At 49.3% G+C, this 14,181-nt stretch carries 9 protein-coding genes; 4 read left to right on the forward strand and 5 right to left on the reverse strand.

Annotation, left to right across the window (positions count from 1 at the left end):
* Positions 1-700 precede the first annotated feature (700 nt).
* Positions 701-1,144, reverse strand: coding sequence for a GFA family protein (locus EKG39_RS15230; RefSeq protein WP_221767377.1), 444 nt, complete (start codon positions 1,142-1,144; stop codon positions 701-703).
* Positions 1,145-1,492: 348 nt separating this feature from the next.
* Between EKG39_RS15230 and EKG39_RS15235 the strand changes: the two genes are divergently transcribed.
* Complete coding sequence (locus tag EKG39_RS15235) at positions 1,493-2,875, forward strand: Na+/H+ antiporter NhaC family protein (RefSeq protein WP_126506666.1); 1,383 nt, start codon at positions 1,493-1,495, stop codon at positions 2,873-2,875.
* A 77-nt stretch (positions 2,876-2,952) separates the two neighbouring features.
* On the opposite strand, the gene EKG39_RS15240 is transcribed toward EKG39_RS15235, so the two are convergent.
* Positions 2,953-4,434, reverse strand: coding sequence for a DEAD/DEAH box helicase (locus EKG39_RS15240; protein WP_126506668.1), 1,482 nt, complete (start codon positions 4,432-4,434; stop codon positions 2,953-2,955).
* Between the two features lie 770 nt (positions 4,435-5,204).
* Between EKG39_RS15240 and EKG39_RS15245 the strand changes: the two genes are divergently transcribed.
* The 3 genes from EKG39_RS15245 (at position 5,205) to cydC (ending at position 9,504) form a co-directional block, all read left to right on the forward strand.
* Entirely contained in the window at positions 5,205-5,552 is a 348-nt protein-coding gene (locus EKG39_RS15245; protein ID WP_126506670.1) for a DUF3622 domain-containing protein, read from the forward strand.
* Between the two features lie 311 nt (positions 5,553-5,863).
* Positions 5,864-7,690 (forward strand): heme ABC transporter permease/ATP-binding protein CydD, encoded by a 1,827-nt coding sequence (cydD, locus tag EKG39_RS15250; protein ID WP_126506672.1) that lies wholly within the window; start codon positions 5,864-5,866, stop codon positions 7,688-7,690.
* A complete protein-coding gene (gene cydC / locus EKG39_RS15255) occupies positions 7,690-9,504 on the forward strand; it encodes a heme ABC transporter ATP-binding protein/permease CydC (protein ID WP_126506674.1) in 1,815 nt (604 codons plus the stop codon). The genes cydD and cydC overlap by 1 nt, the downstream gene beginning before the upstream one ends.
* A 68-nt stretch (positions 9,505-9,572) precedes the next feature.
* Here the strand turns inward: cydC and EKG39_RS15260 are convergent, their stop codons facing one another.
* The 3 genes from EKG39_RS15260 to EKG39_RS15270 form a co-directional block, all read right to left on the reverse strand.
* Entirely contained in the window at positions 9,573-9,749 is a 177-nt protein-coding gene (locus tag EKG39_RS15260) for a helix-turn-helix domain-containing protein (protein WP_126506676.1), read from the reverse strand.
* 136 nt (positions 9,750-9,885) lie between these two features.
* The gene (gene putA, locus EKG39_RS15265) at positions 9,886-13,080 is read right to left on the reverse strand and encodes a bifunctional proline dehydrogenase/L-glutamate gamma-semialdehyde dehydrogenase PutA (protein ID WP_185817620.1); all 3,195 of its coding nucleotides are present in this window, start codon (positions 13,078-13,080) and stop codon (positions 9,886-9,888) included.
* A gap of 322 nt (positions 13,081-13,402) precedes the next feature.
* The gene (locus EKG39_RS15270; protein WP_246028515.1) at positions 13,403-13,978 is read right to left on the reverse strand and encodes a TIGR04211 family SH3 domain-containing protein; all 576 of its coding nucleotides are present in this window, start codon (positions 13,976-13,978) and stop codon (positions 13,403-13,405) included.
* Between the last annotated feature and the right edge of the window lie 203 nt (positions 13,979-14,181).

A 14,181-nucleotide genomic window follows, 5' to 3' on the forward strand; every position in this document is an offset into this window, starting at 1 on the left:
TCCCTGCTGCCGAAGGTCACAGCTGCGTTCACACTGGATTTTTACTCTCTTCGATTGATTGTTGTTAATTATTTTTAGATATCTGAAAATAAGGTTGTTCTGTTGGATAGCTCTCATTGCGAAGAGGTGTGAGGTAATTACTTTTATAAAATGGGCCCAGCAGGTAAAAGGTTGCCATTCGTTACCAAGTAGCCTTTCCGATACGACAATTCCCCGTTGGAAGTTGCCGATGGGCGTTGGAATAAATTGCGTGAGGCAGACATGCATGTCTGGCTAGCTTTCGGACTTTTTGTTACAAGAGTGGATGTACCATCGGAAGCGATAGTAATTTATCCATAAGCGATGAGGCCCGTATTCAATGCATGTAACTTCGCCGGGGCGTCATAGATGGATGCAAGGAGGATGAGGACGAGCAGTCCTCCTTGCCCGGTGTGGTACGGAGTACCGCGACTTTAATCCAAACGTAGTTTGGAAAGTTTATTTATGGATTAGAAGAAGCTATATACATAAGGTCGTTCTTTCACATCTGCCCCATAGGGATATGGGAAATGTCTTGAGATGTAGGGAACATCTCTGACAATGTGATCACGACATTGGTGCATCCATGCACGGCACTAAACGCAGGTGATAGATAACAAGGAAGCTGCGATTTTCAATAACCCACCCAACACCAATAAACCAAAAACAGAGTTAAAAGGCGCTAACTACGAGCGCCAGAATACTTGGGGGTATCATCCTTGATACACAGCCACTCTACCTGACTGGAAGTATGAATGTGATACTTAACCGGTACCAGATTTGGGTTATCCAGTGACGCAATACTCAAGGTATAGTATTTCGGGTAACCGGTATCGCGAAAGCTGATGCTGGTGCCACAACTAGAGCAGAACCCACGTCTGGTAGTCTCCGACGAGGCATATTCAGTGGGTTTACCGGATAACCAGATCACCTGCTCAGCGAGAAAGTCCATCCAGCTGCCGACTACGGCACCGGTGCTCTTCTGACACATACGGCAGTGACAGTGGTCGGCGTCGAAAGGCATGGCCGTTAACCGGTATCTGAGTGCACCACACAGGCAGCCGCCCTCCATCGCAACGCTTCTCTCACTCTCTTTCGCTGCTTCTCTATTTAGCTCTGTTTCCATTCTGAGTAGGCCCTGCCACGTCTTTGGACTTGATGGGTAAAGCTCACCTATTTGGGTTAAGAAGTAAAGCCGTCGATTGGCTCTGTTAGCTGAATCCCTTATAGATTTGAAAATAAGTGGTCTGAAGTAAATATTTATTATTGACTCAAATGCAAATCGGGATTATTTTTCGCGCGATGTTTTAACTCAGGAACATAATACGCATCGGCCATTTTTAGTTTTGCCGATGGTATCTCCATAATAAAGCAGCAATAAACTCAGAGGAAATCGGTTAACTAAAGCCCGCTTAATTTGAGTCTTTTAAATTAATCTGCCCTTATGGGCGCTTTTTTAGAAGGACAGTAGCGCATGTCTGAACCGACAGCCTTAAGTCTTATTCCACCTGCGGTGGTTCTGGTGTTAGCCGTTGTGCTACGCCGTCCAATTTTATCTTTGGTTATTGGTGCCTTAGTGGGGCTGGTGATGTACCAGCCCGCCGACGTGCTCAATAACTTTGCCGATATCTCTCTGTCTGTGATGGCCGATGAGACGATTGGTTGGCTTATTCTGGTGTGTGGCGGCTTCGGTGCCCTGATCGCGCTGCTGGTGAAAACCGGTGGCTCGATGGCATTCGGTCGTCATGCCCTTAAACTGGCCAAGGGACCAAAGTCATCGCTGTTTATGAGCTTTATATTGGGTCTCGTCATCTTTATCGATGACTATCTCAATGCCTTGACGGTTGGATCGACCATGAAACGGGTGACCGATAAATTTAAGGTCTCCCGTGAGATGTTAGCCTATGTGGTGGATTCAACCGCAGCGCCTATCTGTGTGTTGGTGCCTCTGTCTACCTGGGCCGTGTTTTTCGGCGGATTACTGGTGGACAACGGCATCGCCGCCGAGGGGCAGGGCATCGCCGTCTATATGCAGGCGATCCCCTATATGCTCTACGCCTGGTTGGCGGTGGCCATGGTGCTCTTGGTTATCTTAGGCATAGTGCCGGTATTTGGTCCGATGAAGCGAGCTCAGCAAGCGGCCGCTCAAGGGGAACCGGCGCTTGAGCAGGTAGACCTCGATGAGGTGCAGACTTCGGATGAATATGCGGTAAAAGCCTTGGAAGAGGAGTTTAAGCACGCGGATAATCAGGGGCAACTGCGTAACTTTTTCGTGCCTATCCTGCTATTGGTGGGCTTTACCGTCTATTTCGATATCGACGTATTGAAGGGATTAATCGCGACCTTAGCGGTGACACTGCCCTATTACGGTCTGCAAAGATTGATGCCATTGTCTGAGATGATGGAGCAGATGATCGATGGTTTTAAAAGCATGTTGCCGGCCATCGGGACTGTGATAGCGGCATTCATCTTTAAGGATGTGTGCGACAAGTTGCTCTTGCCTCAATATGTGATCGACAGTTTGAGTCCGTTTATGACGCCTGAGTTGCTGCCGGCAGTGGTGTTTCTCACCATGTCGATTTTGGCGTTTGCGACGGGCTCAAGCTGGGGGATCTTTGCGGTATCCATCCCGATAGTGATGCCATTGGCTCAGTCGGTAGATGCCAATATTCCTTTGGTGATCGGGGCCTTGTTGTCGGCGTCATCATTTGGCAGTCAGGCCTGTTTCTACTCTGATTCGACGGTATTGGCGGCACAAGGATCGGGCTGCAACTTGGTCAGCCATGCGGTGACTCAGTTACCCTATGCACTGCTTGCTGCAGTGGCAACCTTTGTCGGCTTCTTGTTGCTGGCTTAAGTAATGGAAGGATCGAGGATTTAGGTTCGAGGTTCGAGGGGCTAGACACTAGAACCTCGAACCTCTTAACTATTTAACTACTTACCCCAGATACTGCTATTTGAACTTGGCTTAGACGCTGCTGAACTCGCGCTATTGCCTGAACGGGATTGAGAGCCAGAACTACGGCGACTGTGGCTGGTATTGCTATCGTTTGGTTTATGGCCACGAGCGGCTTCACCACTGCGTTGACCGTCTTTATGCTCTACTCTGCCACCTTGACTGCTTTCGCTACGGGAGTCACTACGAGAGTCATTACGCGAGCGTGAGCCGTTATTTGAACGGGCTGGCTTGCTGCCATTTCGACCATTACCTCTGCCACTGGCATTGCGCGGGCCACGATTTTGACCATGCTTTCTCTCATTAAGATCGGTTTCGGCTACAACTTGAGTCGGTACAAAGCCTTCCACTTCTTTGCGAGGAATTTTTTGCTTAATCAGACGCTCAATATCCCTGAGTAGCTTGCTTTCATCACCGCTGACAAGCGAAACCGCCTGACCATCGGCGCCGGCACGTCCCGTACGGCCGATACGATGAACATAATCCTCGGGTACATTTGGCAGGTCGAAGTTAACCACATTAGGTAGCTGATCGATATCGATACCCCGCGCGGCAATATCGGTGGCGACTAATACGCGAACTTCACCACTCTTAAAGTTAGCTAAGGCCTTAGTACGTGCGCCCTGGCTCTTGTTACCATGGATGGCTGCAGCGGTGAGGTCCTTAGCTTCAAGGTTCTTAGCGATACGGTTTGCACCATGTTTAGTGCGGCTGAATACTAATACCTGTTTCCAGTCATTTTGTTTGATCAGATGGATCAGCGCAGCGGTTTTCTGCTTCTGATCTACCTGATAGATATACTGCTCGACGGTTTTTGCCGTTGCGTTACGTGGCGTAACAGATATTTCGACAGGATTGTTAACTAAGCCTTTAGCCAGTTTACGGATATCATCAGAGAAGGTTGCCGAGAACATCAGGTTTTGGCGTTTCGCCGGCAATACCTTAAGAATTTTCTTTATGTCATGAATAAAGCCCATATCTAACATACGGTCGGCTTCATCGAGGATCAACACTTCCAGTTGACTGAAATTCAGGGCTCGCTGATTAAATAGATCCAGCAGACGTCCCGGGGTCGCAACCAGAATATCGACGCCTTTGCCTAACTTAGATATCTGTGGGCCAATACCTACACCGCCGAATACAACTGCCGAACGTAGCGGCAGGTTTTTACCATAGGTTTCTACACTCTCGGCGACCTGAGCCGCGAGTTCACGCGTGGGGGTTAATACCAGTGCGCGAACTTGCTTAGCTTGAGCACGATTTCCCCTGGTTAACAGTTCTAATAGTGGCAGAGTAAAGCCTGCCGTTTTACCTGTACCTGTCTGAGCCGCGGCCATCACATCCTTGCCTTCCAACACGGCGGGAATTGCCTGAGCTTGGATAGGTGAAGGAGTATCGTAACCTTTTTGGGCAACAGCTTTTAATATCGGGGCTGATAACCCCAGGGAGGTAAAACTCATAGAATGGTCTCTCGGTGCTTAAAACAGCAGAATTCATGAAGCCAGCGATTCTGGCGGGCGTGCAGCTTACAGGATATCCCTCAAAAGCGCTAATTTATAAACAATAACTAGTCATAAATTCAGCAGCCAGGCTGATATTTAGTTATCCAAGGCTTATATAAAGCGTTTTCTGTTGCCGTAAGTTGTCACGGTTCCAAATTTCGGTGGCTATACCAACGAGCCTAATATCTAGTATCAAGCATAGTTGATCTATTTTGTCTGTGGGGGCATTCAGCATAGGTAAACCCATCGGCTTCTTTTATGTCTGCTATTTTTATTCTATGAGTCGAGTTCTGATGAACCGGGTCGCGCTAAGAAATTTACATCAAGAGTTAAAGATGAGTCGTTAAATCATTTTGTTTAAACTCTGTACGTGTTAATCTCCCGCTTTGAGCGCTTCAAAACCGGTTATCAACGCGGTAGCACATTCGCCTTCAGTCTCTGTATGTTATGAAACAAGCCATTGTCAGCTACCATATAGGTGATGATAATCACTGGGTTACCAAGATAGCATGGGGACTCGATTGCAATAAATATGGTATCGGTGCGCCAAAAGACAGTTAGATTGGTGACTGGCGACATATCGCCAAGTCAGAATCTACTCGAATATATACTTTTACCCCTGTGACTGAACATCTGAGTCTTGGGGGAGTGGAAGCTGAAAACAATTTTTACTTAACGCATACCCATATCTGTATGCGATAAGATTTTATCTGTAGGAAATAAGTAACATGACACAAACCAAGAAATTCGATTACCGCATAGTGCAAGACAAAGATGTGTGGGCCGCTGAAATTACTCGTCGTATGACAGCGAGAAAGACTATCGTTTCGAAAAGAAAAACCGGTTTTGCAACCGAAGCGGAAGCCACAGCTTGGGGCGAGAAAGAGCTTAAATCATTCCTCGATAAGTTGATGGAACGAAATGAGCGTAAAGCTAAGCAACGTGAAGTGCGTACAGAAGCGACTGCGGCTAAAGAGTTAGCGGCTGACGCATGGCGTGATGCTCGCGACGTTGCCGATGGCGACAATGACAGTGATTTCGATGAAGATAGTGACGACTACGCATCTGATAAATAAGCGGCAACGCTGAGACTCAGATTGTGGGTCATCAACTAGTCATAACAGGCCGGTAGAGCAGATGCTCCCCGGCCTTTTTTTTGCCTGTTATTCACTTTATGGAACTCTACTGCTTATCTGACTAGTTATTATTCGGATTGAGTATTTGGTTTTAGTTCCCCCTTTTATTGATCTAGCTCAATTTTTGTGAATCCGTTAACATTTACGAGGCTGGCGTTTTATTCCTCTTTCGATGCCTGCGATACTGCGTCCCATCTCTCAATTCCCAATAGCTTATCGAAAGCTATGACTCGCTATCTTGCCGGAGAAGCATGGACAAACCCTTAGAAAAAGTGCTGACATCTTGGTTGAAACAGCAGAAACAAGCCTGTGGTTTCTATCTGAATTTAACCGTGTTATTCGGCCTGTTGACTGGTTTATCTTTAGTGGTGCAAGCCTACCTGATTGCCACCATTTTGCATGGATTGATCATTCTGGAACTGCCCAAAGAGCAGTTTGCTATGCAGTTCTATTGCTTGGTGGGACTCATCTTTATCCGTGCGGCGTTGGCCTATGGACGTGAGAGAGTGAGCTTTGAAGCAGGAAGGCGGCTCAGGATTAATATCCGTGGTGCGGTGTTAGACAAACTGACCGAGCTTGGCCCCTGCTTCATTAAAGGCAAACCTGCGGGGAGTTGGGCAAGTATAGTGTTAGAACAGGTTGAAGATCTGCATGACTTCTACGCCCGTTACCTGCCGCAGATCATCTTGGCAGCCTTTATACCGCTCACCATACTCGTGGTCGTTTTTCCTATCAACTGGGCTGCCGGACTCATCCTCTTGTTGACGGCGCCACTCATCCCCATGTTTATGGCGCTGGTCGGAATGGGCGCCGCCGATGCTAACCGCAAGAACTTCAGTGCTCTGGCTAAGCTCAGCGGCCATTTCATGGATAGAATGAAGGGATTAAATACCATCAAGCTGTTTAATCGAGGCGAGGGTGAGAGTGAGGCTATCGAATCGGCATCCGAGGAGTTTCGTGAACGGACCATGTCGGTACTCAGGTTGGCATTCTTAAGCTCTGCCGTGCTGGAGTTTTTTGCCGCGGTCTCCATTGCCGTGCTCGCAGTTTACTTTGGTTTCAGCTATCTGGATCACCTTAATTTCGGCCATTATGGCGCGGGGCTAACCCTGTTTACCGGCTTGTTTGTGCTGATCCTTGCCCCCGAATTTTATCAACCGCTTCGAGACATGGGCACGCATTATCATGCCAAGGCTCAGGCGATTGGCGCCGCCGAAGAGTTGATGGCGCTGTTAAATCATGAAGTCGACCCCGGCGCTGAGGTGGGATGTGATTCTGTGCTTGCTAAGGGGCAACCCGGAACGTTCGATACAGAGAGCTTCAAGGCTGGAGTATCGATTAAGGCCTCCGCATTGTACGTCGACAGCCTAGATGGGACTCAGTTATTGGGGCCGGTGGATTTCAATATGAGCGCGGGTGAACATATGGCCGTCGTGGGGCCAAGCGGTGCCGGTAAAACCAGCCTGCTGAATACGCTGCTGGGCTTTCTTCCCTATCGCGGCAGCCTTAAAATTAATGGCATCGAGCTTAACGAGCTCGATAAAAGCCTATGGAGACGCCATCTGGCGTGGCTGGGGCAGGATCCTCAGCTGTTTCATGGCACCATTCGCGACAATGTTGCCATGAGCAATCCCGATATGGATGATGAAACCGTTATGGCCTTGCTGGAGAAGGCTAAGGTGATGAATTTCGTTGAACGTCAAACCCATGGACTAAACCACCCTATAGGCGAGCAGGCATCGGGCGTCTCGGTGGGACAGGCGCAGCGTATCGCTCTGGCTCGCGCACTGGGACAAGATGCACCTATGTATATTCTCGATGAGCCGACGGCGAGTCTGGATAGCCACAGCGAGCAGGCGGTGCAGGTTGCATTGAGAGAGGCGATGTCGGGGGCTGCTTGCCTGATGGTGACTCACAGACTGGATCAGCTACATATGATGGATACCATCTTAGTGCTGGACGCCGGAGTCATAGTACAGCAAGGAAGTTTTGCTGAGTTACACCAGAGTCAGGGGCTGTTTAAGCAGATGCAGGAAGAGAGCAATGATGAGTATACTAACCTGAAGGAGCTTAACTAATGAAGGCTCTACTTCCCTTTATAAAGCTTTTTAAACATCAGTGGTTGATGATGTTTACCGGCTTGCTTCTTAGCATTACGACTCTGATGGCAGGGATCGGCTTGCTGTCACTGTCGGGGTGGTTTCTCTCTGCCGCCGCAGTTGCAGGCTTAACTGTGGTGACGGCTCAGACGTTTAATTATTTTACCCCTGCTGGTGGGGTTCGATTCCTCTCTATTGCCCGCACGGCGAGTCGATATGGCGAACGTCTCGCGACCCACGAAGCGACCTTCAGATTGCTGACTCAGCTCAGAAGCTGGACCTGGCGTAAATTACTCCCCTTGAGTGCCAAGAACCTGCAGGGGTTAAGGCAAGGGGATCTGCTCAACAGATTAGTTGCAGATATCGATACCTTAGATCATCTCTATCTGAGGCTACTGACTCCGATGGCTGCATCCTTGCTGATGTTGGGGGCTTTGTATCTGTTTGTGGCCTGGTTCGATGCTCAGCTAGCCATGACCTTATGCGGAATTTTATTGGCAGTTTGGTTGCTGCTTCCCTTCATCTTCTATCGCTTGGGGCGACAGCCCGGCATAGCGCAGCTAGAGACCAAACGACACTTCAGGGTGCAGTTGCTGGAGTTTATACAGGGACAAGCAGAGATCACTCTGTTCGGCGCAAGCGACAGGTTCAGAGCCGAGCTCTCTAAAGCCGAAACCGCCATGTTAAATAGCCAGTCGGCGATGGCCAATGTCACCGCCTTGAGTCAGGCTTGTTTGATTTTCTGCCACGGTGTTGCAGTGATCATCATGCTCTATATGGCCGCTTCCGGTGTGGGAGAACATGTGCCTCCCGGACCCATGCTCGCCATGATGGTATTTATGACCATGGCCTGTATCGAGATGCTGATGCCCATCGCGGGGGCGTTTCAACATCTCTCTGCTTGTGTGACAGCGGCTAAGCGAGTCAATGAGCTGGTGGAGCAGGAGCCCGACATCCTGTTTAATCCGGGTAGTGACGCTAAGGTCACCAAGGGCGAGCTAGGGCTCAAAGATATCTTCTTCAGCTATCAAGCCAATAGCACGAGTTTGGATAACAATTCAGGTGAACAGTTCGAGCATACTGTTCTAACAGGCATAGAACTGTCGGTGAAGGCGGGTGAGAAAGTTGCACTGCTGGGGCAGACTGGTTGTGGAAAATCCAGCCTGTTGTCGCTGATAACAAGAGAGTGGCAGCCGACATCGGGTAGTGTCAGTGTCGATGGCCGGGATATTACCGAGTTTGGCGAAACTTCCCTCAGGGAGGGGATCACTCTTATCAGTCAAAGGATCTATCTGTTCAGCGGCACATTAAGGAGTAACCTCACCTTAGCTCAGAAACCGGCTCAACCACTGGCTACACGTGCCCAGAGGCGTGAGGCTCAGGCGGTGAATGATGAAAAGCTGATCCGGGTGTTAAATAAGGTTGGATTGACAACCTTAACTCAGGGCGACAAACCACTCGATATCTGGATCGGTGAGGGGGGAAGGCAGCTCTCTGGCGGAGAACAACGACGTATAGGTGTCGCCAGAGCCCTGTTACGCGATGCTCCCCTATTACTACTCGATGAGCCAACTGAAGGCTTGGATAAACGCACTGAGCGGGAGATCTTGGCCCTCTTGTTTGAGTTTGCAGCCGATAAAACCATGTTAATGATAAGCCACAGGTTAACGGCTATGGCGCAGATGGATAGGATCCATTTGATGGAGCAGGGGAAAATCAGCGCCTCAGGAACCCATGAATCTCTGTTAGCGACTGATGACTACTACGCGAGTCTGCATCATAAGCTAGGCTAGTGTTAGTTAATCGTTACATCAGCTTTTAGTACGGAGCGGGAGGGGGATACGCCTCCCGTTATTCGTGATCATCCCAGACGCTTAGAAAATTCCAGGTAGCGCATCACCTCATCTTTCTTAAACTTGAGCTCATCACCTTCACCAATATTGGTGAGTAAGTTTTCTCTGGCATAGCGCTTAATGGTGGCCGGGGATTTACTTAATATCTCACTGACTTCATCTAAGTCCAGAATATCATCACTCATTAATTTCTCCTTCGATAAAACAAAGCTTAAAGATAGTTCAAGTATAGCTATTGTGAATTTAAACAAGAGAAATTGAAGAGATAAAAAAACCAGGCACTCTGGCCTGGTTTTTAGATTGCGTGTTTAGAGTACGCGGTTACTCTTCACTGTCACCCAGTGAGAGCAAGGTTGCATTCCCGCCAATGGCGGTGATGTTATTGGTGCGGGTTTTCTCTGTGATAAAGCGCGTCAGATAGTGCGGCCCACCAGCTTTAGGACCCGTACCTGACAGGCCTTGGCCACCGAATGGTTGAACACCAACAACGGCACCGATCTGATTACGGTTGATGTAGACATTACCTACGTTGACCTTGTTGGCCACTTCGAGGGCATGGCCTTCGTTGCGGCTGTGTATGCCAAGGGTAAGACCGAATCCGGTGCTGTTGATCTCATCGATCACCTTATGCAGATCGGCGGCCTTGTAGCGGATCACGTGCAGAATTGGACCGAAATGCTCCTTCTCCAGTACCTTAATGGAATCGATCTCAACTGCAGTCGGCGCCACGAAGTGGCCATTTTGGGTGTCCGCAGGTAATTCCAACTGCTTCAGCAGAGTACCAACTTGCTTGATATGATCGATATGGGCATTAAGGTTAGCCTGCGCCGTAGCGTCTATCACCGGGCCTACATCGGTTTTCACCGAACTTGGGTCACCAATCGTAAGCTCATCCATGGCGCCCTTCATCACTTCCAGAACTCTGTCTGCGATATCTTCCTGCAGGAAGAGTACCCGTAGCGCCGAGCAACGTTGGCCGGCGCTGGTAAATGATGAGTCGACTACATCGTGAACAACCTGTTCAGGCTGAGATGTGGAATCGACGACCATGGCATTTTGACCGCCAGTTTCGGCGATAAGCGGGATGATCGCGCCTTCACGGTTTGCCAGAGTACGGTTAATCAGCTTAGCCGTTCCCGTCGAGCCGGTGAAGCAGACACCGCCGATACGCTCATCGGAAGTGATAGCGGCACCGACTGTCGCGCCCGTCCCCGGAAGGAACTGAAGTACCTCTTTCGGGATCCCCGCTTCATGAGCGAGTTGAACGGCGCGGAAACCGACAATAGAGGTCTGCTCTGCAGGCTTTGCCACGACCGTGTTACCTGCGGCGAGCGCCGCAGCGACCTGACCTATGAAGATGGCCAGTGGGAAGTTCCACGGGCTGATACAGACGAAGATACCGCGCCCTTGAAGGAACAGCTCGTTGAGCTCGCCAGTCGGGCCAGGAAGCAGTTCAGGCTTGGCCATCATCTTCTTAGCTTGTACGGCATAGTAGCGACAGAAATCGACCGCCTCACGGACCTCATCGATACCGTCCTGAATGCTCTTACCCGCCTCTCGGGTACAAAGTGCGATCAGCTCTTCACGATTCTCTTCGAGAAGATCTGCCAGCTTCTGTAGTGCATTGGCACGTACTTCAACCGGTGTGTTGCACCAGCTTGAGAAGGCATTATCGGCACTCGCTAAGGCTTGCTCTATGGCTTGATTGTTGGCGAAAGCGACTTTACCCACTAACTTAGTTGTATCGAACGGGCTGACGACCTCTTTCGTTTCACCACTTAAGAGTTCACCATTGACCAAGGGGCCGACGTTCCACTGAGTGTCTTTAAATTTTTCGAGTGCGGCGAAGAAAGGCTCAGATTCAGAGATGATGTTCATGTTAAGTCCCTTTGAGTTTTTACGCTCTTCGCCGAAGATATCGGCGGGTTGAACGATCTTATTATTAGATAGGGTTTTATACTTCTGAAGTGTTTTTATCGGGTGAACTACCAGAGAGTCTATGGCGACATTAGGGTCAACCAGCTTATGAACAAACGAGGTGTTAGCCCCGTTCTCAAGCAGGCGACGCACCAGATACGGCAGAAGTTCCTTGTGCTCGCCAATCGGAGCATAAATACGAATACGTGTATCCGGACTTTCGGCGAGTAATGTGTCGTATAGCTCCTGTCCCATGCCATGCAGACGTTGGAATTCAAATCGGCGGTCGCCGGCCATATCCATAATGGCGGCTACCGATTGTGCATTATGGGTCGCGAATTCAGGATAGATGGCGCCGCGGGTCGCATCAGACAAGACATATCGCGCCGAGGCAAGGTAGGAGACATCAGTGCCGGCCTTTCTGGTAAACAGTGGGTAGCCCGCCTCTCCGGATTGCTGGGCCCACTTGAGTTCGCTGTCCCAATAGGCACCTTTAACCAGACGAACCGGGATCTCATCGCCCTGCTCCTTGGCAAGACGCGTCAGCCAGCATAGCACCGGAAGACCACGTTTAGCATAGGTCTGTACCACGATACCCAAAAGGCCCCAGCCTTTAGCTGCATCTGAGTTGTAGAGTTTTTTGAAGAGTTTCAGGTGCAGCTCGAGTCTGTCCATCTCTTCGGCATCGATCGCGATGCCGACATTGAGTTCACGCCCTTTTTTAATCAGCTTGATTAAGGAGTCATAAAGCTCGGTTAGCACGCGATCTTCATTGGCAACTTCATACCTCGGGTGCAATGCAGAAAGCTTGATGGAGATAGTCGGGCGTGGCGCCTTACTCTCATCATACATTTGTGCACCAAGGGCGGCGATTGCCGCAGAGTATTCGCTGAAATACTTGTCGGCATCGACCATGGTCAGTGCGGCCTCACCCAGCATATCGTAGCTGTGGGTATAACCCATTTTTCGGTTAGCTTCACTGTTTTTCAGACCATCTTTGATGTCTGTGCCCAGAACAAACTGTTTGCCCATTATTTTCATGGCCGCCAGCATAGCTTGGCGGATAACGGGCTCACCGACTCGGTTGACCAGACGGTTGAGAAGATTGCTGGGCTTGCCGTCGATATTTTTATCGAGTGTTACGATTTTTCCTGTCAGCATCAGGCCCCAGGTAGAGGCGTTGACGAGCGTCGAGTCACTCTTACTCATATGCTCATCCCACTTAGCCCCGGAAAGTTTATCCTGGATAAGTGCATCGGCCGTAGCGCCGTCTGGAATTCGTAATAATGCTTCGGCCAGACACATAAGGATAATACCTTCCTGTGTGTCCAGGCTGTACTGCTGCAGGAAGGCATCGATGCCAACCATTAAGCCTTTCTTATCATATTGGCGAACTTTAGCTACTAAATCATGGGCACGCTTGGTAACACGCTGGATTTCATCGTCACTCGAAGGTACGAGCTTGATAAGTTCAGATAGATATTCATCTTCATCGACAATGTAGTTATTGGTGATGGCTGTAAATAGCTCATCGAGATTAGCTTGGTCATAGTGACCAGTCAGAACTTCACTCGCTTTGAACATAGTAATCGCTTCCATCTGGGCCGGTTAAGGGACAGTTTGCTTGAAGAAAAATCTTACCGAAACCTAGCCTGGGAAGTCTGGCCTCGGTAAGTGTATTAAGATGCTTGTTATTTTTTGTATACAATCTGACATCTTTCGCGCGCAATTATACAACCAAAACGTGACGAGGGACACTATTGTGATTGCGTATGTGAACTTTGTTTGGTCTGGTCGGCGGAGTGTGTGATGTGGCGTCACCGGGGGGCCTGGAAACAGCTATAAAGAAAAAGCCAGCGCGTTAAGAGCACTGGCTTTTCTTGGTAATACGATTTGAATCCTGGATTTAAGGTAATGGATATTACCAGCGATTCTTTTGTTTACGTCTGGGCCTTGGAAGATAGACTAAGATAATACCCAGCAAAAGACCCGCAGCGGCGATAATTCCACCCTCCTGCCACATCTGGAAGCGCTCATTCTTTTCAATACTGGCAAGTTTAGCCGTTGCGATATCACGCTCTGTGCTGGCCTGTTCGAGAGACTTTTCAGCCTGAGCGAGTTGGCTCTTAAGTGTGCGAAGCTCTTGAAGGCTACTGTCGCTGGAGTTGATAACCTGTTCGAGTTCAGCCTTGGTTTTGTCCAGTTCGGCTTGAACTTCCGGCAATTGCTCACGGAAGCTCTTCTTAGCGCTGATCATCTTAGTTTCAACCCAACCTTCGCGGCCTTTATGGTCGATGATCTTGGAGTAATCTCCCTGTTTCTCTCCCAGTAGGGAGATTGCCTGGCCGGCTTCTATGCTGCCTAAAATACGGTATTGGGTTCCGGGACCACCATGAAGATAGAGGTATACTTGGTCTGAGATATAACGGGGTTGGCCTTCAGCCAAGAGGCTGGGAGAGAGTAACATCAGTCCCACTAAAGCAAAGAATCTTAACACTATGAATTCTCATCGAAGAAATATAGCCACATGCTAGGGATTTGCAGGGCTTTTTGCAAGGCTTTGATGCAAGACTTTGATGTAAGGTTTAGTTGGGGGAACATGATACCTATGGGTCAAAGTGTTGGGGGCTTATCGCTATAAGCCAGGGTTATGAACCATAGTATTGAGGCCGATGAAAAGGCTTCAGGATGAGATCTCAT

The organism is Shewanella atlantica (genome assembly GCF_003966265.1).
Classification (GTDB): Bacteria; Pseudomonadota; Gammaproteobacteria; order Enterobacterales; family Shewanellaceae; genus Shewanella; species Shewanella atlantica.

What these genes read in the sequence shown, in the direction of transcription:
- cydC (WP_126506674.1), top strand. Translation starts at nt 7,690, where the DNA reads ATGAAGGCTCTACTTCCCTTTATAAAGCTTTTTAAACATCAGTGGTTG.
- EKG39_RS15240 (WP_126506668.1), bottom strand. Translation starts at nt 4,434, where the DNA reads ATGAGTTTTACCTCCCTGGGGTTATCAGCCCCGATATTAAAAGCTGTT.
- EKG39_RS15245 (WP_126506670.1), top strand. Translation starts at nt 5,205, where the DNA reads ATGACACAAACCAAGAAATTCGATTACCGCATAGTGCAAGACAAAGAT.
- cydD (WP_126506672.1), top strand. Translation starts at nt 5,864, where the DNA reads ATGGACAAACCCTTAGAAAAAGTGCTGACATCTTGGTTGAAACAGCAG.
- EKG39_RS15230 (WP_221767377.1), bottom strand. Translation starts at nt 1,144, where the DNA reads ATGGAAACAGAGCTAAATAGAGAAGCAGCGAAAGAGAGTGAGAGAAGC.
- EKG39_RS15260 (WP_126506676.1), bottom strand. Translation starts at nt 9,749, where the DNA reads ATGAGTGATGATATTCTGGACTTAGATGAAGTCAGTGAGATATTAAGT.
- putA (WP_185817620.1), bottom strand. Translation starts at nt 13,080, where the DNA reads ATGGAAGCGATTACTATGTTCAAAGCGAGTGAAGTTCTGACTGGTCAC.
- EKG39_RS15235 (WP_126506666.1), top strand. Translation starts at nt 1,493, where the DNA reads ATGTCTGAACCGACAGCCTTAAGTCTTATTCCACCTGCGGTGGTTCTG.